The organism is Aeromonas sp. R7-2 (assembly GCF_040908105.1).
Lineage (GTDB): Bacteria > Pseudomonadota > Gammaproteobacteria > Enterobacterales > Aeromonadaceae > Aeromonas > Aeromonas caviae.
The window spans coordinates 1-19,014 of the sequence record NZ_JBFODC010000013.1; the positions used below are offsets into that span (position 1 = coordinate 1).

17 protein-coding genes and 2 tRNA genes are annotated in these 19,014 nt (G+C 62.8%); 12 read left to right on the forward strand and 7 right to left on the reverse strand.

Annotated elements, in window-relative coordinates; genetic code table 11:
- Positions 1-42 precede the first annotated feature (42 nt).
- Positions 43-516: a DUF1097 domain-containing protein gene (locus tag AB5Y47_RS02685; RefSeq protein ID WP_043153924.1), complete on the reverse strand. Its 474-nt coding sequence runs from the start codon at positions 514-516 to the stop codon at positions 43-45.
- 371 nt (positions 517-887) lie between these two features.
- Between AB5Y47_RS02685 and msrP the strand changes: the two genes are divergently transcribed.
- Together msrP and msrQ are read left to right on the forward strand one after the other, a co-directional pair.
- Positions 888-1,898, forward strand: a complete 1,011-nt coding sequence (gene msrP, locus AB5Y47_RS02690) for a protein-methionine-sulfoxide reductase catalytic subunit MsrP (protein WP_102948934.1) — start codon at positions 888-890, stop codon at positions 1,896-1,898.
- A gap of 91 nt (positions 1,899-1,989) precedes the next feature.
- Positions 1,990-2,643, forward strand: coding sequence for a protein-methionine-sulfoxide reductase heme-binding subunit MsrQ (msrQ, locus tag AB5Y47_RS02695; RefSeq protein WP_368219784.1), 654 nt, complete (start codon positions 1,990-1,992; stop codon positions 2,641-2,643).
- Between the two features lie 10 nt (positions 2,644-2,653).
- Here msrQ and AB5Y47_RS02700 read toward each other — a convergent pair whose 3' ends face one another.
- Complete coding sequence (locus tag AB5Y47_RS02700; protein ID WP_010675973.1) at positions 2,654-2,902, reverse strand: PepSY domain-containing protein; 249 nt, start codon at positions 2,900-2,902, stop codon at positions 2,654-2,656.
- A 63-nt stretch (positions 2,903-2,965) separates the two neighbouring features.
- On the opposite strand from AB5Y47_RS02700, the gene AB5Y47_RS02705 reads away from it, so the two are divergent.
- From AB5Y47_RS02705 to AB5Y47_RS02720, 4 genes are all read left to right on the forward strand, one after another.
- The gene (locus AB5Y47_RS02705) at positions 2,966-3,298 is read left to right on the forward strand and encodes a PepSY domain-containing protein (RefSeq protein ID WP_041211926.1); all 333 of its coding nucleotides are present in this window, start codon (positions 2,966-2,968) and stop codon (positions 3,296-3,298) included.
- A gap of 87 nt (positions 3,299-3,385) precedes the next feature.
- Positions 3,386-4,042, forward strand: a complete 657-nt coding sequence (locus AB5Y47_RS02710; RefSeq protein WP_005332666.1) for a response regulator transcription factor — start codon at positions 3,386-3,388, stop codon at positions 4,040-4,042.
- Between the two features lie 31 nt (positions 4,043-4,073).
- Positions 4,074-5,420, forward strand: a complete 1,347-nt coding sequence (locus AB5Y47_RS02715; protein WP_010675971.1) for a sensor histidine kinase — start codon at positions 4,074-4,076, stop codon at positions 5,418-5,420.
- A gap of 102 nt (positions 5,421-5,522) precedes the next feature.
- Complete coding sequence (locus AB5Y47_RS02720) at positions 5,523-5,984, forward strand: hypothetical protein (RefSeq protein ID WP_045522787.1); 462 nt, start codon at positions 5,523-5,525, stop codon at positions 5,982-5,984.
- A 67-nt stretch (positions 5,985-6,051) separates the two neighbouring features.
- On the opposite strand, the gene torA is transcribed toward AB5Y47_RS02720, so the two are convergent.
- A complete protein-coding gene (gene torA, locus AB5Y47_RS02725; protein WP_266110119.1) occupies positions 6,052-8,532 on the reverse strand; it encodes a trimethylamine-N-oxide reductase TorA in 2,481 nt (826 codons plus the stop codon).
- Positions 8,533-8,554: 22 nt separating this feature from the next.
- Positions 8,555-9,685, reverse strand: a complete 1,131-nt coding sequence (locus tag AB5Y47_RS02730; RefSeq protein ID WP_049636025.1) for a NapC/NirT family cytochrome c — start codon at positions 9,683-9,685, stop codon at positions 8,555-8,557.
- A gap of 298 nt (positions 9,686-9,983) precedes the next feature.
- Between AB5Y47_RS02730 and AB5Y47_RS02735 the strand changes: the two genes are divergently transcribed.
- Positions 9,984-11,993, forward strand: coding sequence for a DNA topoisomerase III (locus tag AB5Y47_RS02735; protein WP_049636024.1), 2,010 nt, complete (start codon positions 9,984-9,986; stop codon positions 11,991-11,993).
- A 73-nt stretch (positions 11,994-12,066) separates the two neighbouring features.
- Here AB5Y47_RS02735 and AB5Y47_RS02740 read toward each other — a convergent pair whose 3' ends face one another.
- Positions 12,067-13,422, reverse strand: a complete 1,356-nt coding sequence (locus tag AB5Y47_RS02740; protein ID WP_041211921.1) for a TrkH family potassium uptake protein — start codon at positions 13,420-13,422, stop codon at positions 12,067-12,069.
- The gene (locus tag AB5Y47_RS02745; protein ID WP_010675965.1) at positions 13,419-14,072 is read right to left on the reverse strand and encodes a TrkA family potassium uptake protein; all 654 of its coding nucleotides are present in this window, start codon (positions 14,070-14,072) and stop codon (positions 13,419-13,421) included. Before AB5Y47_RS02745 ends, AB5Y47_RS02740 begins: the two co-directional genes overlap by 4 nt.
- Before the next feature lie 125 nt (positions 14,073-14,197).
- On the opposite strand from AB5Y47_RS02745, the gene murB reads away from it, so the two are divergent.
- On the forward strand, positions 14,198-15,235 hold the full coding sequence (gene murB, locus AB5Y47_RS02750) for a UDP-N-acetylmuramate dehydrogenase (RefSeq protein WP_010675964.1): 1,038 nt from the start codon (positions 14,198-14,200) through the stop codon (positions 15,233-15,235).
- Positions 15,232-16,197: a bifunctional biotin--[acetyl-CoA-carboxylase] ligase/biotin operon repressor BirA gene (gene birA / locus AB5Y47_RS02755; RefSeq protein ID WP_042864793.1), complete on the forward strand. Its 966-nt coding sequence runs from the start codon at positions 15,232-15,234 to the stop codon at positions 16,195-16,197. The genes murB and birA overlap by 4 nt, the downstream gene beginning before the upstream one ends.
- A gap of 76 nt (positions 16,198-16,273) precedes the next feature.
- Here the strand turns inward: birA and coaA are convergent, their stop codons facing one another.
- Positions 16,274-17,212, reverse strand: a complete 939-nt coding sequence (gene coaA / locus AB5Y47_RS02760) for a type I pantothenate kinase (RefSeq protein ID WP_029314861.1) — start codon at positions 17,210-17,212, stop codon at positions 16,274-16,276.
- A gap of 263 nt (positions 17,213-17,475) precedes the next feature.
- Here coaA and AB5Y47_RS02765 point away from each other — a divergent pair.
- From AB5Y47_RS02765 to tuf, 3 genes are all read left to right on the forward strand, one after another.
- Positions 17,476-17,560: transfer RNA gene (locus AB5Y47_RS02765), tRNA-Tyr, on the forward strand.
- Positions 17,561-17,598: 38 nt separating this feature from the next.
- Positions 17,599-17,673, forward strand: a tRNA-Gly gene (locus tag AB5Y47_RS02770).
- Between the two features lie 172 nt (positions 17,674-17,845).
- Positions 17,846-19,014, forward strand: a 1,169-nt coding sequence (tuf, locus tag AB5Y47_RS02775; RefSeq protein WP_202041923.1) for an elongation factor Tu, incomplete at its 3' end; no start/stop codon positions are given.

The window sequence follows — 19,014 nt, forward strand, 5'->3', positions numbered from 1 at the left end:
GTCGATGACGGGCCGCCCCTCTGGTTTCCGACAGAATCGGCCTCAGGCCGGGTCGCTGACACCGCTGGTAGAGAGAGTCTTCTGGGAGAGCCAGAGGCCGCTCGCCTTCATCAGATAGCCAAACAGGGCGCCGATGATGAGGGAGGGCAGAATGAGCCGCCACTCGCCTGCGGCGCCGAAGGTGGCACAGCAACCGGCGAAGGTGCCGGGAATGTAGGCGAGCCACTGCTGCCTGGCCTGCACGCACATCAGGGTGGCCACCACCCCTGTCATCAGATAACCCGCCATGCCGGCCCCCCACCAGGTCTCCCCGTGGATCAGCAGGAGTGCCCACAGCATGCCGGTGGTGTTGCACAGCAGGGTCTGCAACAGCGCCTTGTAACCGCCACTCGAGGCGAAGTAGCTGGTGCAGCCGAGGAAGCCGACCCAGGAGATGAGACCGAGTGCGGCGGCCAGTCCACCCCAGACGGCGGAGAGGATTCCGGTCGTGATGGCGATGGCGAACAGTGGGCTCATGGCGTGACTCTCAGTGGTTGAATCCGGAAAAGGAGGCAGCCTACTCCGCGGTAGAGCGGCAGCAAGCGGGGGCCGGATTGTGTGTGATCCCGATCACTCTTTGCAACTCTGGAATACGCTTGCGCTCGCGAAAAAAATTCATTGGAGGCGCCGCAGACCTTGTTCCATAGTTAGAGGCCCTGTCCTGCTCATGGAGTGAGTCTGATGGTGCCAAACGTGATCGTTCCTCTGCTGGTGTTCGTAGTGCTCTTCCTGGCCGGTACCATGGCCAAGGCACTGCCCCTTTACCAACTCATGTAATTCTGTGTGAAATAAAACTCGGCCGGGGCGGGTCTTATGGTTGTCAACCTCATCGTCCCGGGAGTTTTTTCATGTTGATCAAGCGCCGTACTTCTCATCACCCCACCGAACAGGATGTCACGCCGGAAACCGTCTATCAGGATCGTCGCCGCATCCTGAAAGGGCTGGGCCTGGGCGTCGGTGCCGCCACCCTGGCGTTTCCGGTGAAGGCCAGCCTGCTGGATCTCTTCGCACCGGACAAGCCGGCCACCGTGGCCCCCACCAGACCCCTCGACATCCGTGCCGCGACCCGGCCAGAGGGATTGATCCTCACCCCGGAGGAGAAGGCCACCACCCACAACAATTTCTACGAGCTGGGGACCGACAAGGGGGACCCGGCCCGCAACGGCCATTACCTCAGGCCCGAGCCCTGGACCCTGAAGGTGGAAGGGGAGGTGGCCAAACCCTTCACCCTGGATGTGTGGGATCTCATCAACAAGAGTACGCTGGAGGAGCGCATCTATCGGCTGCGCTGCGTGGAGGCCTGGTCCATGGTATTGCCCTGGAGCGGCATTGCGCTGGCGGATCTGATCCGCCGTGCCGAGCCCACCAGTCGCGCCAAGTTCGTGGCCTTCGAGACGCTCTATGATCCGGAACAGTTGCCGGGGCAGGCCTCCCGTGCCCTGGGGGGCGGCATCGATTATCCCTATGTGGAGGGCTTGCGCCTCGACGAGGCCATGCACCCCCTCTCCTTCCTCGCCATGGGGCTCTATGGCAAGACCCTGCCCGCCCAGAACGGGGCTCCCATCCGGCTGGTGGTGCCCTGGAAGTACGGCTTCAAGAGCATCAAGAGCATCGTCTCCATCCGCCTGGTGGAGGAGATGCCCCCCACCACCTGGAACCTGCTGGCCCCCAACGAATATGGCTTCTACGCCAACGTCAACCCGAACGTGGATCACCCGCGCTGGAGCCAGGCGAGCGAGCGTTTCATCGGCGAGGGGGGCATTTTCGGGGCCAAGCGCCAGCCGACCCTGATGTTCAATGGCTACGGCGACGAGGTGGCGTCCCTCTATCAGGGGATGGATCTGCGTAAATGGTATTGAGACTGACGCGCTGCCCGACTGATCTCTTGCCTCCTTCTCCCCTGGTGGGAGAGGGGATGAGAAGCGGGAAAAACATGACGGGAACTGCAATATGACGCCGAGACTGAAAACAGCCCATATCAACGGCTTGCGGGCGCTGGTGCACCTTGGTTCGCTTGGCTTTCTGCTCTGGCTGGGCTATGCCGTGCCAGCCGGGCTGCTGGGGGGGGATCCGGTCCAGGGGCTGACCCATTACCTTGGCAAGGGGGCCCTCCACCTGCTGTTGCTGACCCTGCTGGTGTCGCCGCTCGCCAAGCGCTGGCGCCAGGGGCAGCTCATCAAGTTGCGCCGCCCCCTCGGGCTCTGGTGCGCCGCCTGGGCGTCCCTGCACTTCATGGTCTGGCTGGGGCTGGATCTGCAGTTCGACTGGGGGCTGATTGGCGGCGAGCTGGTGAAGCGCAGCTACATAGTGGTGGGCATGGTGGCGCTGCTGCTGTTGCTGGCGCTCGGCATCACCTCGATCCCGGCCCTGTTGCGACGCATGGGGCCGGCCTGGCAGAAGCTGCACAACTGGATCTACGGGGTGGCTCTGCTGGTGCCGGTACACTACTGGTGGTCGGTCAAGAGCGGGTGGCAGGAGCCGCTCATCTATCTGGTGCTGGCCTGCGCCCTGCTGTGGCCCCGTCGGGAGAAGCTGCTGCGCACCTGGCGCAGGCGCCCGCAAGTGGCCGGGAGGGGGGCGGCGAAACAGCCGTCACGCCCATAGCAAAAGAGGCCTATTCGGCCTCTTTTTTGGTGATCTCGCCGGTGTTGGCATCGACCTGCAACTGGACGCGCTGATCGTCGGCATTCAGGGTATCGACCTCGAATTTGTCCCCTTCCAGCTCCACTTCCCGAATGTCGTGATACCCTTGTGCCAGCAACAACTTGACCAGTCCGGCCATGTCGAGACGTGTCTGCGCCGCCCAGCCAAAGGTGGAAAAGAGGCACAAGATCAGCAGGATACTGCGTGGGATCATATTCATTCCGGATTCATGGCTGGCACACTATAAACGGCATTATGTTAGGTTTTGAGAGATGAATCACCCATGAATAGCGCGCTGCCCCTGCTTGGATTGCTGCTGCCGATGCTGGTTCAGGCGGCCCAGCCGAACGAGGCCTTGCTGCAACAGGCGGTCAGCGAGGGGCGGGTCCGTCCTTTTCATGAGCTGATGGCGGTGGCCTCCCGCCTGCCGGTGCGGGTGCTGCGGGTCGATCTGGGTGAGGAGGATGGCGTCTGGCTCTACGAGCTCAGGCTCATCGACGAGGAGAACAGCGTCATCAAGGTGGGCTACCGGGCTGACAACCTGGAGATGGTGTGGCTCAAGGGGCACCATCTGGAACGCCTGTTCGCTCCGCGCCCGCCCCCGGAAGAGGAGTAACGGCGTGAGTCCGCGAACGTACCGCCGTCCGGTTCGTCCCCCCAACCGTTGCCGGTGCTGGCACAACCCTGTTTTGGATACCCATGTATGCGCATTCTGATAGTTGAAGATGAAAAGATCCTCGCGGGCCAGCTGGCGGAACAGCTGCGTCTGTCCGGTTTCGTCACCGATCTCTGCCACGATGGCAACGAGGCGGGCTTTCTCGGCGAGACCGAACCCTATGACGCCATCATCCTGGATCTCGGCCTGCCCGGTCGCGACGGCCTGAGCGTACTGAAGGAGTGGCGCAGCAAGGGGATGGACACCCCGGTGCTGGTGCTGACCGCCCGTGGCCAGTTGCACGAGAAGATTGAAGGGCTCAACGCCGGGGCTGACGACTACCTCACCAAGCCCTTCCAGGTGGCGGAGCTGGTGGCGAGGGTGCAGGCGCTGGTGCGCCGGGCGGCGGGGAACGCCAGCTCCATCCTCGAGATCGGTGGCGTGCGTCTCGACATGGCGGCTTCCCAGGTGTGGTACGAAGGGACCCCCATCAAGCTCACCGCCCACGAGTTCCGGGTGCTGGGCTACCTGATGCAGCACAGGGGCAAGGTGGTGTCCCGCAGCGAGCTGATCGACCACATCTATGCCCAGGATTTCGATCGCGACTCCAACACCGTGGAGGTGTTCATCGGCCGCATCCGCAAGAAGACCCACGCCGATCTCATCGAGACGGTGCGCGGCCTCGGCTACCGGATCAACGAATGACACCCTCGCAACCGATGGCGGGGTGGGTTGAATGAGGCTGGTACGCACCCTGCGAGGTCGGCTGGTGGTGATCGCCATGGTCTGGTGCGGTCTCTTCCTGTTCGCCACCGGCTTCAGCCTGCAGACCATGATGCGCAACTACTGGCAGGAGGCGGAGGCCGATGGCCTGCGCCTGCAGCTCTACGATCTGCTCTCCCGCCTCGAGATCCAGCCGGACGGCATGCCGGTGGTCACCGAGCCCATGGCCGACCCCCGTTATCGCCAGCCCTACTCCGGCTACTACTGGCAACTGGAGCTGGGGGAGACGGTGGTCAGTCGCTCCCGCTCCCTGTGGGATGCCCATCTGAGTGCCCACGGCCTGAAGTCGGCTTTCGGCGATCCGGATCTCTTTGTCGGCAAGGGGCCCAACAAGGAGCCCCTGCTCATCATGACCCGTACCGTGCTGCTGCCGGGGTCTGATCGGGTCTTCACCCTGGTGATGGCCAAGGACAGCAGCGCCCTGACCCAGACCCTGAAGAAGACCCGCATCAGCCTGTTCCTCGGCCTCGGCTTCGCCGCCACCGGCCTGGTGCTCGGCTTCATGTTCCAGATCCTCTACGGCCTGCGCCCGCTGCACCTGCTGCGCCGCGAGCTGAGCCGCGTCCATCAGGGTCATCAGGAGGGGTTCCGGCTTCGCTACCCCCTGGAGATCCAGCCGCTGGTGGAGGATATCAACCGCCTGCTGCACCACTATGGCGAGCTGCTGCAACGGGCCCGCTCCCACACCGGCAACCTGGCCCACGCCCTCAAGACGCCGCTCAGCATCATGCGCAACCAGGTGACCCAGTTGCCGCCGGAGGATCAGGCCGCCCTCGGCGAGCAGCTCGACCAGATCCAGCGCCACATCGACTACCACCTCGGCAAGGCGCGGGTGACCGGCGCCGCCAAGATCCTCGGGGTGTCGACCCCGGTGCGGGCCCGGGTGGAGTACATCTGCCGCGCCTTCTCCCGCCTCTATCCCGGCAAGACGGTGGACTTGCAGGTGCCGGTCAATCTGGCGGTCGGGGTGGAGGAGCAGGACTTCGACGAGATGGTGGGCAACCTGCTGGAGAACGCCTTCAAGTGGTCCGCCAGCGAGCTGCGCATCTCCAGCGCCGAGCTGGGGGGCTGGATCACCCTGCGCATCGAGGACGACGGTCCCGGCATGAGCGAGGATCAGATCGCCAAGGCGGTGCTGCGGGGGGTGCGCCTCGACGAGAAGGTGCCGGGTTCCGGGCTCGGTCTCAACATAGTGTCAGACCTGGCGGAGGCTTACCGTGGCAGCCTCATCATGGGGCGGGCCGAGCTGGGGGGGCTCGCCGCTTCCCTCTCCCTGCCCAAGGTGGCCAGGGTCGAGTGACGGGGGGCCCCGTCGGGGGGCCCCTTTTGTGCCGCCGTGCTGGCAAGGGTGCGGCACCCGGCATAAGATACGTCTCTTGTTTCAGGTGTAGGAAGGGTAGCAATGACTGACGATCCTTGGGCTTTGTGCCATCTCGATGATTCGTTCGATGCCTCGGTGCTGGGCACCAAGGGGGCCCAGATCCAGTGGTTCGAGGACAGGGATGCTCTGATCCAGTTCCTGCTGGAGGATTTTGTCGACCTGCTGGCCGACGTGGGCGAGCTGGACGAGGAGCAGACCGAGAGCGCCCGCGAGCGCTTCACCCTGCTGGTGGAGCAGAGCCTGGATGATCGCACCCTGATGGATGCCATCAACGATCTCGCCTCCGGCCTGCGCCGCATTGCCTGGCTGGGGCCCCTCTCCGAACTGGCGGAGTTGAGCGACGACTTCGCAAGCGGGCTGCGAGCCTTCTTCTGGAGCCAATATGACGGTGACGAGGATGACCCCGAGGCCTGGGTGCCGGAAGATCTCTGGCCCCAGCTGGTGGAGTGCGCCGAAGAGTACATGGTGGAAGGAGACTTCTGAGCCACACCACAAACTGCGATAAGAAAACGGCTCCTCTATGGCGCCGTTTTGTCTGCATGCAACCGCCTCAGCCGTTGGCCGGTACCTCGTGCGCCGTGTTGGCTAGCACTGGCCCGATATACTTCTCTATCTGCAATTGGGCCATGTGGCCGCAGTTGCCCTGGGCCAGACTGGACGAGCCCTCGTCGAAGGTGAGGCAGTTGACGTTGCCGTTCTTGCAGATGCTGCCCGCTTCCCCCGGCTTGGCCGGATCGTACCAGGCCCCTTCACACACCCGCACTACCCCGGGCCGGATATCGGCGGAGATCAGGGCCCCCACCAGGATCTGGCCGCGCTCGTTGAAGGCCCGCACCAGATCGCCATCCTGGATGCCGCGCGCCTTGGCGTCGTCCGGATGGATCAGGATCGCCTCCCGATCGGCGATGGCGAACTTGTCCCGCAGCGGGGTGTTGTCGAGCTGGGAGTGCAACCGCTGGGTCGGGTGGGAAGTGTTGAGCGACAGCGGATAGCGCGCCGCCACCTCGCTCTTCACCCACTCCTTGGGCTCATACCACTTGGGATGACCGGCGCAGTCGGCATAACCCATGCCGGCCACCGTGCTGGAGAAGATTTCGATCTTGCCGGACGGGGTACCGAGCGGGTTGAGCAGCGGGTTTTCGCGAAAATCGGCGTGACGGATCCACTGGCGGTTGGCCTCCGGGATCGGGAAGCGGATGTAGTTGTTGGACTCCCAGAACATGTTGAACGGCGGTAGCGCCACACGGGCGCCACGGGCCTGCGCCGCCATGCCGTCGTACATCTGCTTGAGCCACAGCATCTCGTCCTTCCCTTCGGTGTACTGCTCCTGCACGCCCAGCTTGGCTGCGATGGCGCTGAAGATGTCGAAGTCGTTGCGGGCTTCAAACTGGGGGGGCACGCACTGGTGCATCGGGAAGACGTAGCGCTGGGAGTAGTCGCCCCCCATCTCCAGGTCGTTGCGCTCGTAGCTGGTGGTGACCGGCAGCACGATGTCGGCGTGTTTGGCAGTCGCCGTCCAGTAGGGCTCGTGCACGATCACGGTCTGCGGCTTGCGCCACGCCTTGACTAGGTTGTTGGTGTCCTGATGGTGGTGGAAGGGGTTGCCCCCCGCCACGTAGACCAGCTTGATGTCCGGATAGGTCACCTTGCGGCCGTTGAAGTCGATGGTCTTGCCCGGGTTGGCAAGGCAGTCGGCGATGCGGGCCACCGGGATCGGTGCCGGGCTGTTCTTCGGCGCGTTGCCGGCGGAGATCCCCGCCAGAATGCCGCCCTTGGCGGTGGGGCTGCCACCGGAGGAGTAGTGGTAACTGAAGCCGTAGCCGCCCCCCGGTAGGCCGATCTGGCCCAGCATGGCAGCCAGAGTGACCAGCATCCAGTTCGGCTGTTCGCCATGCTGCTGACGTTGCATGCCCCAACCGGCCATGATCATGGTGCGCTTGGCGGCCATGTCGAGGGCCAGCTGGCGGATCACCTTGGCATCGACGCCGCAGACGCTGCTCGCCCAGTCGGCGCTCTTCGGCTGACCGTCATCCTTGCCAAGCAGATAGGCGAGGAATTTGTCGAAGCCGACGGTGTAGCGATCGAGGAAGGCCTGATCGTGCTTCTTCTCGCTGTAGAGGGTGTGGGCCACCCCCAGCATCATGGCCACGTCGGTGTAGGCGTTCGGGGCAATCCACTCGGCGCCGACCAGCTTGGCGGTCTCGTTGTAGACCGGATCGATGCTGATGACGCGGGTGCCTTTCTCTTTCAGCGCCTTGAAGCCCGCTTGACCTTCATGATCCGGTATGTTCCAGCTGTTCTTCAGGGTCACCTGAGCATTGACCCCCCAGAGCACCACCAGTTCTGCGTTTTCCACCACGTTGGGCCAGGCGGTCTGCTGTTCGTACACCTCGATGGAGCCCATCACGTGGGACATGATCACCTGAGCCGCGCCGGTGGAGTAGTCACCGGCATAACCGGTGAAGCCGCCGGAGAGGTTCATCAGGCGGTGCAGCAGGGTGCGGCTGTTGTGGAACATGCCGACACTCTTCCAGCCGTAGGAACCGGCGTGGATCGCCTGCGGGCCGAAATCAGACTGAACGCGCTGGATCTCGCCGGCCACCAAGTCGATGGCCTTTTCCCAGCTCACCCGTACCCACTCGTCGGCACCGCGCAACTCCGGTCTGGCGCCCGGGCCGTGCTCCAGCCAGCTTTTGCGCACCATGGGGTACTTGATGCGGTTCTTGGCGTGGACCTGGAACGGCGCCATGTCGATGAGGTCATTCGGCGCTGGGTCATCGGCCACCGGCTGGACCCGCACCATGCGGCCCTCGGAGACGATGGCCTCGAAGGCTCCCCAGTGGGCGCCGGTCAGGATGCCCTTCTGGGCGGGCACCAGGGTGGGGAACTGCTCAAGGGCCGTGCTGACGGCCTTGGCCAGGGCGCTTTTCGGGAAGATACCGGCCAGCAGGGGCAAGGCGGCACAGGCCCCCAGCCCCTTGAGCAGAGTACGGCGGGAGAGGTTGGTCTGTTGGTCATTGAAAAAAGTCATGGGAGAGTCCTCTGTTCCTGCCTTAATGGGCCGCGCTCATGTCGCTGGCGTGTTTCTGCACGTATTGGGTGAGCATGCGCGCCTGCTCCGGGGTGAGGGAGGTACGGGACTCCATCCCCTTGATGACGCCGATCCACTGGTTGGCGTTGAAGTGATCCAGCGCGGTGAGGCCGTGACAGCCGGTGCAGTTGTTGGACATCAGGGTGGAGGCGTATTGCCACAGCTTGCCCTGGTCGCCGATGAGCTGGCTCTGGTCGACCCAGGCGGTCAGGCTGACCTGATGCCAGGTGAGGTTGGTGGCGCTGTCGGTCTCGCTCTTGCCGGTCACGAGGGCTTTTCTGGCGGCTTCGCCGACCAGCACGCTCAGGATCCGTTTGCCGGGGGCGGCGTAGAACACCTCGCTCACCCCGTCCTGCTGCCAGCCGTCGATGCGCACCTGGGCGCGGCCGTTGTCGTTGGCCAGCACTTCCACCTGGGTGGAGGGCATCAGGGTGCCTTCATCAGTCTTGGCGCCGGCATCCAGATAGAGCGGGGTGGTGGCGATGGCATAGCGGGTGGTGACGGTGGCCGGGGTCTGGGCGGCGGCTTGCGCCAGCTCGCTGGCACCGGCGGCAGCCAGGCCGCTCATGTCCGGCATGATGTGGGCAACGCCGCGGTGGCAGTCGATGCAGGTCTGACCCTCCTTGATGGCGACCGGGTGCTCGGCGCGGGCATTGGGGCGCTGGGCCAGGATGTCCATGGCGGCGTAGCTGTGGCAGCTGCGACAGGTGGCGGAGTCATTGGCCTTGAGCTGATCCCACACGGTCTGGGCCATGCGCAGCTTGTGGGCCTCGTATTTTTCCGGGGTGTCGAGGGTGCCGATCGCCTCGTGATAGATGTCTTTCACGGCGCGGATCTTGGTCCAGAGATAGGCGGCGGGTTCACTGGGGATGTGGCAGTCGGCGCACTCGGCGCGGATCCCCTTCACGTTCTGGAAGTGGACGCTGCCCTGATATTCGGCGAGGGGGGTCTGCATGGAGTGGCAGGAGACGCAGAACTCGGTGGAGCTGGTCTTGTGCAGCACGGTGACGGTGACGCCCAGTGCGGCGATCCCCAGCAGGGCCCCGAGCAGCAGAAGCCAGAACCAGGTCTTTCTCAACAGTTTTCCAAGCATGGTGACGGTGTCCTTCGAATTCGGGTATTACCAATATAGTAGTAGTCCCAGGATTCTAAGGGTTGACCTCGGTCATGGTTTTAATTTCGACATATAATTGATTTTTGGTTTTGTTATTTGTTTTGGCATGATTTATTGAATTTAAATCGCATTTTTCCCATACAGCGGGAGCGGGATGTGCGGTGGTGGGAGCGATGCCCAAGCCGGGGCGAGGAGGCAGTACGCCACCCCGGGGCTTGGGGTTTGTGGCGAGAGGATTGTATACTGTTCACATATACAGTATTCAGGTGTATCCATCATGCGACTCTTTATCGCCGAGAAACCCAGCCTTGGCCGCGCCATCGCCGATGTCCTCCCCAAACCTCACAAGAAGGGGGAGGGTTTCATCGAGACGGCGCAGGGAGACGTGGTGACCTGGTGCATCGGTCACCTGCTGGAGCAGGCCGAGCCCGATGCCTACGATGCCGCCTACAAGCAGTGGCGCATGGAATCCCTTCCCATTGTCCCGACCCAGTGGCAGCTGGTGGCCAAACCCAAGACCAAGGCCCAGCTGGCCGTCATCAAGGGGCTCATCAAGCAGGCGGACTGCGTGGTCAACGCCGGTGACCCGGACAGGGAAGGGCAACTGCTGGTGGACGAGGTGATCGACTTTCTCGGCTATCCCAAGACCAAACCGGTTCAGCGCTGCCTCATCAGCGATCTCAATCCCCCCGCCGTGCGCCGCGCCCTCGACAAGCTCAGAGACAACAAGGAGTTCGTGCCGCTGGCGGTGTCGGCGCTGGCCCGTAGCCGTGCCGACTGGCTCTATGGCATCAACATGACCCGGGCCTATACCCTGCTTGGCCGCAAGGGGGGCTGCAGCGAACTGCTGTCGGTGGGTCGGGTACAGACCCCCTTGCTCGGTCTGGTGGTGCGCCGGGATCTCGAGATCGAGGCCTTCGTTCCTAAGCCGTTCTACGAGGTGATGGCCCATCTGTTGACCCAGGGCAACGAACGCTTCACCGCCAGGTGGCTGCCATCGGAGGCATGTCTGCCCTGGCAGGATGAGGAGGGACGGGTGCTCAACCGGGCGCTGGCCGCCAAGGTGGTGGAGCGGATCCAGGGGCAACCCGCCCGGGTGGAGGCGGTGGAGGAGCAGGCGCGCAAGCAGGCGGCGCCGCTCCCCTACAACCTCTCCAGCCTGCAGATCGACGCGGCCAAGCGCTTTGGCATGGATGCCAAGCGGGTGCTGGATATCTGCCAGAGCCTCTACGAGCGGCACAAGCTCATCACCTATCCCAGATCCGACAGCCGCCATCTGCCGAGCGAGCACTTCAACCGGGCCGGCCAGGTGCGGGAGGCCATCGCCAGCACGGCCCCTGCGCTGGCCAGGGCGGTCGCCGAAGCGGATGGCAGGATCCGCAGCAAGGCGTGGAACGACAGCAAGGTGGATGCCCACCACGCCATCATTCCCACCGAGAAGAGGGGGAACGAGGGGAGCCTGGGGGCCGACGAGGCGAAGCTTTACGGCCTGATTGCCCGCCAGTATCTGCTGCAGTTCTACCCGCCGTTCGAGTACAACGACAGCAAGGTGTTGCTGCGCATCGCCGGAGGGCTGTTCCAGGCCAAGGCGCGCCGCATCCTCAAGGCGGGCTGGAAGGCGCTGCTCGGAGTGGAAGAGGATGACGAGGAGGAGGCGGGAACCCTGCCTGCCCTGAAAGAGGGGGAGGAACTGCTGTGCGAGCGGGGGGAACTGCTGGAGAAGATGACCCAGCCCCCCAAGCCGTTTACCGATGCCACCCTGCTTGCCGCCATGACCGGCATCGCCCGTTATGTGCAGGATCCCGAGATCCGCAAGACCCTGCGGGAGACCGACGGTCTGGGCACCGAGGCGACCCGGGCCGGGATCATCGATCTGCTGTTCAAGCGCCGCTTCCTGGTGCGCCAGGGCAAGAGCATCAAGGCCACCCCGACCGGGCGAGCCCTGGTCCAGGCGCTGCCCACGACCGCCACGACACCGGACATGACGGCACTGTGGGAGCAGAGTCTGGGTCAGATCGCCGAACGTCACGGCAGCTACCAGCAGTTCATGGGGCCGCTCACCGAGCAGCTCAACGGCCTGATCGAGGGGGCGCGGCAGGATTCCGGCGCCAGCTTCAGCGCGCTGCCCAAGGCGGCGCCCGGTGACAGCAAGCAACGCTTTGCCCGCCGCAAGCGGACTGGGTCCACCGCCGCACGCCCCCGCACGAGCACGGGCAAGAGTGCTCGTGTGGGGAAGAGCCCTGGAAAGAGCACTGGTAAGGGGACGACCAGGGGCAAGGCTGCCTGAGGCTGGTGCGCGCCGTGATCACATAAAAATAAGAAGAGGGGCCAGTGGCCCCTCTTTGCATGGATGGAGCGGCTTACCCCGTGTAGACGCTCTCTTCCGGATAACGGATGCGGGTCTCCACCGGGCGGGCCAGCATGATGGCCAGGGTGAGGGGCCCCAGACGGCCGCAGATCATCACCAGCACCAGGATCAGTTTGCCCGGTTCGCTTAGAGAAGCGGTGATGCCGGTGGACAGTCCCACGGTGGCAAAGGCCGAGATGGTCTCGAACATGATCTTGTCGAATGATTGCGACTCCGTGAGCATCAGCAGGAACATCGCCAGCATCAGCACCATGGTACTGACGATGATGATGGCCAGGGAGCGGGTCACTATCTGGGGTGACAGGGTGCGGCCGAAGGCGGTGACATGGGGGCGCTTGGTCAGAAACGCCCGGGTCGCCAGCAGAACGACGGCAAAGGTGGTGACCTTGATACCGCCCCCGGTGGAGGTTGCCCCGGCACCGATGAACATCAGCATCATCATGAACAGCAGGGAGGCCGGTACCATCTGGCCGATATCCACCGTGTTGAAGCCCGCCGTGCGCGCGGTGGCCGACTGGAAGAAGGCTGCCAGCCACTGGCTCCCGAAGGAGGCGTTGCCCAGGGTGCCCGGGTTGTTGTGCTCCAGCAGCCAGAACATCAGGGTCCCCAGCAGCAGCAGGGCAGGGGTCATCAGCAGCATCAGCTTGCTGTGCAGTTTCAGCTTGCGCCAGCGGCGGTTGCGCACCAGGTCGACGATGACGGTGAAGCCTACCCCCCCCAGGATCAGCAGGGCCGGTATGGTCAGGCTGATGATGGGGTCATCCCGGTAGTCCATGAGGTTGTTGGCAAACAGCGAGAAGCCGGCGTTGTTGAAAGCCGACACCGCGTGGAAGAAGCTGACGTAGAGGCCGTGACCCCAGCCCATGTCGGGCACCCAGCGAATGGCCATGATGGCGGTGCCGATCAGCTGGGCAATCAGGGCGAACAGGACGATGCGTTTCACCAGCTGGACGATGTTGACGGATCCCTCCTGGCCCAGTGCCTCCTTGGCCAGCACCTGCTGGCGCAGCCCGACCCGCTTGCTGAACATGGCGATGAGCAGCAGTGTCATGGTCATCTGGCCGAGACCACCAATCTCCATCAATATCAACAGGATGATCTGCCCCTGCAGGGTGAAGGCGGTGCCGGTATCCACCACCCCGAGGCCGGTCACGCTGATGGCGGAGGTGGCGGTGAACAGGGCGTTGATGACGGTGACCTCACCCTTGTGGCTGGAGGGCTGGACCAGAAACAGGGTGCCAACCAGCAGGATGATGAGGAAACTGCCCAGGATGAGCTTGGCCTCGCTCCAGCGGGAGTTGTCTTCCCGATGCAGGGTGAAGGCGTAGTTGCTGCGCCAGTTGATCATAGGGTGTCGAGCCAGTGATCGATGGCGTGCTTGTTGCCGGCCAGGATCAGGATGTCACCGAGTTGCAGCTCCATCTTGCCGGTCAGGACGTTGTGCAGCACCTCACCCCGCTTGATGGCCAACAGCTGGAAATCGCTTTGCTGCAGCAGGCGCAAGTCGGCCAGGGTGCGGGTGTTTTGCTGCAAGCCGATCACGAACTCGGTCAGCACCATGTCGTGACCCAGCTCCAGGTAGTCGAACAGCCGGTTGTCCAGCATGCTCTGGGCCACCCGGCGGCCCATGTCCCACTCCGGGTTGATCACCTTGTCCGCGCCCACCTTCTGCAGGATCTTGGCGTGGAACTTGTCGCGGGCCTTGACCCAGACCTTCTTCACGCCCGCCTCTTTCAGCACCAGCGTGGTCAGGATGCTGGTCTCCAGGTTGTCGCCGATGGCGACAAAGACGATGTCGAAATTCGCCAGGCCCAGTTCGGCGACCGTGGCCTCGTCGGTGGCATCGGCCACGATGACGTGGTTGCAGAGGGTGGCTATCTGGCGGGTCTTGCTCTCGTCGATGTCGATGGCCAGTACCTCGGCATTCTGGCGCTGCAACTCTTCGCACAAGGCGCTGCCAAACAGGCCCAGGCCGATGACGGCGAATTGATTGTTCATGCATGCTTCCTCAGCGGGATGAAGGGGTTACTCTACTCCAGAGCCCTGAGTCCGAAAAGTGTCCGGGTTTTTTGTCCCGGGGAATCTGGGGTAAACTGCGCCCTTGTCCTTGTCGGAACACACAGATGAAACTCACCCCCCACGCCTCCCTGTCGACCCTCAATACTATGGGCCTGGACGCACACTGCCTCTGGCTGGCCGATGTGACCCGGCCGGATGATCTCGCGCAACTGCGGACTAACCCGGAGTTGGCCACCTTGCCGCGCCTGGTGCTGGGAGGAGGAAGCAACATCCTGTTCTGCGATGACTTTGCCGGTCTGGTGGTCCACAACGGCCTGAAAGGGATCACGCTGCACGAGGAGTCCGAGCACTGGCTGCTACACGTGGCGGCAGGTGAAAACTGGCACGAGCTGGTATGTCACGCCCTGCAACAGGGCTGGCACGGGCTGGAGAATCTGGCACTCATTCCCGGGACGGTCGGGGCGGCCCCGGTACAGAACATCGGTGCCTACGGGGTCGAGCTGGCCAGCGTCTGTGCCTACGTGGAGGCGTTCAACTGGCAGAGTGGCGAGGTTGAGCGCATCGCGGCGGCCGACTGCCGGTTCGGTTACCGTGACAGCATCTTCAAGCACGACTATCAGGACTCCCACTTCATCATCGCCGTCGGTCTGCGCCTGCCCAAGGCATGGCGCCCGGTCGCCGGCTATGGCCCGCTGGCGGCGCTGGGGGATGCCCCTTCGCCACAGGCCATTTTCGACACCGTCTGTGCCACCCGCATGGCCAAGCTGCCGGATCCGGCGGTGCTGGGCAACGCGGGCAGTTTCTTCAAAAACCCTGTGGTGCCCGCCGCCCTGGCCGAGACCCTGAAACAGCAATACCCGCAGATGCCCTGCTACCCTGCAGCAGAAGGGCAGGCCAAGCTGGCGGCTGGCTGGCTCATCGATCAGTGCGGTCTCAAGGGGTTTGCCATCGGTCGTGCCGCCGTGCATCAGGAGCAGGCGCTGGTGCTGGTCAATCTGGGGGGCGCCAGCGCCATGGAGCTCATCGCGCTGGCGGCCCATGTCCGCGACAGCGTGGAGCACCAGTTCGGTGTGGTGCTGGAACACGAGGTGCGCTTCATGGGGCGCAGCGGTGAAACCTGGCTCGACGAGGTACTGGCATGACCCTGACCCCCGTCAGACAGACCCTGATCACCCTGCTCAGCGACGGCCAGTTCCATTCCGGCGAGCAGCTGGGCGAGCGCCTTGGCATCAGCCGGGCGGCGGTGAGCAAGCACATGGCCGCGCTCAAGGATCTGGGGCTGGATCTCTTCAGCTTGACCGGCAAGGGCTATCGGCTGGCGGTGCCCATGGCCCTCTATGACGAGGGGCGGCTGCAGGCAGAGGCACCGATGGCACCGGTGCACTGCTTCCCAGTCATCGACTCCACCAACCAGTACCTGCTGGAGCGGGTCAACACCCTGAGCTCCGGCGAAAGCTGTCTGGCCGAGTGCCAGACCGCCGGGCGGGGACGTCGTGGCAAACCCTGGGTTTCTCCCTTCGGTTGCCAGCTGATCCTGAGCATGTACTGGCGGCTTGAGCAGGGCATGGCGGCCGCCATGGGACTGAGTCTCGCGGTCGGCGTGGCGGTGGTCGAGGCGCTGGAGTCCCTCGGTTATCCCGGGGTGGAGCTCAAGTGGCCGAACGACCTCTATTACCAGGGCCGCAAGCTGGCGGGCATCCTGGTGGAGATGAGCGGCAGTGCGGGTGCCAGCTGCCATCTGGTGATCGGGGTCGGCCTCAATCTGGCGATGCCGAGTCGGGAGGGGGAGAAGATCGATCAGGCCTGGTCCGAGCTGCGCCATATCCAGCCCGAGCTGGTGGATCGCAACGAGCTGGCCGCCTGCGTGCTGCTGCACCTGCAGCAGGCCATGCAGACCTTCGAACAGACGGGACTGGCGAGTTTCGTCGAGAGCTGGAACCGGCTCGACCACTTCGCCGGCCAGCCGGTGAAGCTGCTGATGGGAGAGCAGGTGATCCGCGGGATTGCCCGGGGGATCGACGAACGCGGAGCCCTGCGTCTGGAGACGGAAGAGGGGCTCAAGCTCTATCTGGGAGGGGAACTCTCCCTGCGGCGGGGTGACTGACCTCGTACGCTCATGAGGACTGAATGAAAGAGGGGGCCTGCGGGCCCCCTCTTTCATGTATGCACTGCGACAGTGGTCACTTGCGCAGCTTGATCTGCTCGATGGCGTGCTCGTTGCCCTTGGTGAGGATGAGGTTGGCCCGCTCCCGGGTCGGCAAGATGTTCTCTTGAAGGTTCAGGTAGTTGATATCCTGCCAGATGTTGTTGGCGATCTCGGTCGCCTCGCTTTCGGCCAGCTTGGCGTAGTGGTGGAAATAGGAGTCGGGATCCGAGAAGGCGCCGCTGCGGAATTTGAGAAAACGATCGATGTACCAGGTGCGCAGCAGCTCGGCATCGGCATCCACATAGATGGAAAAGTCGACGAAGTCCGACACGAACACGCGATGAGGGTCCTGGGGATAGTCCATGCCGCTTTGCAGCACATTGAGCCCTTCCAGGATCAGGATGTCCGGCTGCTCCACCACCTTCTTCTCGTCGGGCAGGATGTCATAGATGAGGTGGGAGTAGACGGGGGCCTCGACCTTCTCGTGGCCGGCGCGGATATTGGCGACAAACTCCACCAGATGGCGGATGTCATAAGACTCGGGGAACCCCTTGCGGCGCATCAGGCCACGGGCTTCCAGCTCCTTGTTGGGAAACAGGAAGCCGTCGGTGGTGACCAGCTCCACCCTGGGGTGCTCTGGCCAGCGCTCCAGCAGTGCCTGAAGGATACGGGCCGTGGTGCTCTTTCCCCCCGCCACGCTGCCGGCGATACTGATGATATAGGTGCCCTTGCCGCGGGACTGACCGAGAAACTGTTCCAACACCCGGCTGCGGCGCTGCTTGGCCTTGACGTAGAGATTGAGGAGACGGGAGAGGGGCAGATAGATCTCTTCCACTTCCCGCAATGACACCTTCTCGTTGATCCCACGCAGGGTCTGCAGATCGTGCTCGGTCAGGGTCAGGGGGACCGCATCGCGCAATAACGCCCATTGTTCGCGGGTGAATTGCAAATAGGGGTTATGCTCTGTCGTCATGGTGTCATCACTGTTTCTTGGGCAGGGCGACCATACACCAAGGGATCGGGAGCGACAAGGGACGCGTCCGGTCGGGACGGAGAAGGAGCGTTTTTTTGCCTGGATCCCGGCATAAATGCACATTTTGCAAGGTGCAATGGTTGCATCCCCAAAATCCTTACCATAAAATGCGCGACGCTTGGATGTCTGTCGTCTATTTGCCCAGCAAAAGCGACAAAAACAACGGGTGCAAGCAGAATTACCGTTGTGGCATTTATGCAACTGGAGGGGTTCCCGAGCGGCCAAAGGGATCAGACTGTAAATCTGACGGCTCTGCCTTCGAAGGTTCGAATCCTTCTCCCTCCACCATATTTCTCTGCGGTTTGAGTTCTTTGGGTTAGAGAAATGCGGGCATCGTATAATGGCTATTACCTCAGCCTTCCAAGCTGATGATGCGGGTTCGATTCCCGCTGCCCGCTCCAAGATGCTGATATGGCTCAGGTAATTCTGAGAGCCACACCTTAGGGTGAGTTCGGCAATCGAACCAGCCTGTCAGCACCAACCTCTCTACTCCCCTTGATTCAAATCCATCATATAAACTGTTCTGTGGTTAGCTTGCCACCGCGTACTCAGCGTTAGTTTAGAGGGACGATCATGTCTAAAGAAAAATTTGAGCGTAATAAACCGCACGTTAACGTGGGTACCATCGGCCACGTTGACCACGGTAAAACCACCCTGACCGCCGCCATCACCAACGTGCTGGCCAAGCACTTCGGTGGTAAAGCTTTCGCCTTCGACCAGATCGACAAGGCACCGGAAGAGCGTGAGCGTGGTATCACCATCAACACCTCCCACGTAGAATACGACACTGCTACCCGCCACTACGCTCACGTAGATTGCCCGGGTCACGCCGACTACGTTAAAAACATGATCACCGGTGCTGCCCAGATGGACGGCGCAATCCTGGTAGTAGCAGCGACTGACGGCCCGATGCCGCAGACTCGTGAGCACATCCTGCTGGGTCGTCAGGTAGGCGTTCCGTACATCATCGTGTTCATGAACAAGTGCGACATGGTAGATGACGAAGAGCTGCTGGAACTGGTCGAGATGGAAGTTCGCGAACTGCTGTCCGAGTACGACTTCCCGGGTGATGACCTGCCGGTAGTACGTGGTTCCGCACTGAAAGCGCTGGAAGGCGAAGCTCAGTGGGAAGAGAAGATCCTGGAACTGGCTGGCCACCTGGACACCTACATTCCGGAGCCGGAGCGTGCCATTGACCAGCCGTTCCTGATGCCTATCGAAGACGTATTCTCCATCGCAGGCCGTGGTACCGTAGTTACCGGTCGTGTAGAGCGCGGTATCGTCAAGGTTGGTGAAGAAGTGGAAATCGTTGGTATCAAAGATACCACCAAGACCACCTGTACCGGCGTTGAAATGTTCCGCAAACTGCTGGACGAAGGTCGTGCAGGTGAGAACGTTGGCGCACTGCTGCGTGGCGTGAAGCGTGAAGACGTAGAGCGTGGTCAGGTACTGGCCAAGCCGGGCACCATCAAGCCGCACACCAAGTTCGAATCTGAAGTGTACGTGCTGTCCAAGGAAGAAGGTGGTCGTCACACTCCGTTCTTCAAGGGCTACCGTCCGCAGTTCTACTTCCGTACTACCGACGTGACCGGTACCATCGAACTGCCGGAAGGCGTAGAGATGGTCATGCCGGGCGACAACATCAAGATGGTTGTTACCCTGATTGCCCCGATCGCGATGGACGACGGCCTGCGTTTCGCCATCCGTGAAGGTGGCCGTACCGTAGGTGCTGGTGTTGTAGC

Bases quoted from the DNA above. Each gene is read 5' to 3' on its own strand.
- AB5Y47_RS02715 (WP_010675971.1), top strand. From the start codon at position 4,074: ATGAGGCTGGTACGCACCCTGCGAGGTCGGCTGGTGGTGATCGCCATG.
- AB5Y47_RS02705 (WP_041211926.1), top strand. From the start codon at position 2,966: ATGAATAGCGCGCTGCCCCTGCTTGGATTGCTGCTGCCGATGCTGGTT.
- birA (WP_042864793.1), top strand. From the start codon at position 15,232: ATGACCCTGACCCCCGTCAGACAGACCCTGATCACCCTGCTCAGCGAC.
- torA (WP_266110119.1), bottom strand. From the start codon at position 8,532: ATGACTTTTTTCAATGACCAACAGACCAACCTCTCCCGCCGTACTCTG.
- AB5Y47_RS02700 (WP_010675973.1), bottom strand. From the start codon at position 2,902: ATGAATATGATCCCACGCAGTATCCTGCTGATCTTGTGCCTCTTTTCC.
- AB5Y47_RS02730 (WP_049636025.1), bottom strand. From the start codon at position 9,685: ATGCTTGGAAAACTGTTGAGAAAGACCTGGTTCTGGCTTCTGCTGCTC.
- murB (WP_010675964.1), top strand. From the start codon at position 14,198: ATGAAACTCACCCCCCACGCCTCCCTGTCGACCCTCAATACTATGGGC.
- AB5Y47_RS02710 (WP_005332666.1), top strand. From the start codon at position 3,386: ATGCGCATTCTGATAGTTGAAGATGAAAAGATCCTCGCGGGCCAGCTG.
- AB5Y47_RS02745 (WP_010675965.1), bottom strand. From the start codon at position 14,072: ATGAACAATCAATTCGCCGTCATCGGCCTGGGCCTGTTTGGCAGCGCC.
- AB5Y47_RS02685 (WP_043153924.1), bottom strand. From the start codon at position 516: ATGAGCCCACTGTTCGCCATCGCCATCACGACCGGAATCCTCTCCGCC.
- AB5Y47_RS02740 (WP_041211921.1), bottom strand. From the start codon at position 13,422: ATGATCAACTGGCGCAGCAACTACGCCTTCACCCTGCATCGGGAAGAC.
- AB5Y47_RS02735 (WP_049636024.1), top strand. From the start codon at position 9,984: ATGCGACTCTTTATCGCCGAGAAACCCAGCCTTGGCCGCGCCATCGCC.
- msrQ (WP_368219784.1), top strand. From the start codon at position 1,990: ATGACGCCGAGACTGAAAACAGCCCATATCAACGGCTTGCGGGCGCTG.
- coaA (WP_029314861.1), bottom strand. From the start codon at position 17,212: ATGACGACAGAGCATAACCCCTATTTGCAATTCACCCGCGAACAATGG.
- msrP (WP_102948934.1), top strand. From the start codon at position 888: ATGTTGATCAAGCGCCGTACTTCTCATCACCCCACCGAACAGGATGTC.
- AB5Y47_RS02720 (WP_045522787.1), top strand. From the start codon at position 5,523: ATGACTGACGATCCTTGGGCTTTGTGCCATCTCGATGATTCGTTCGAT.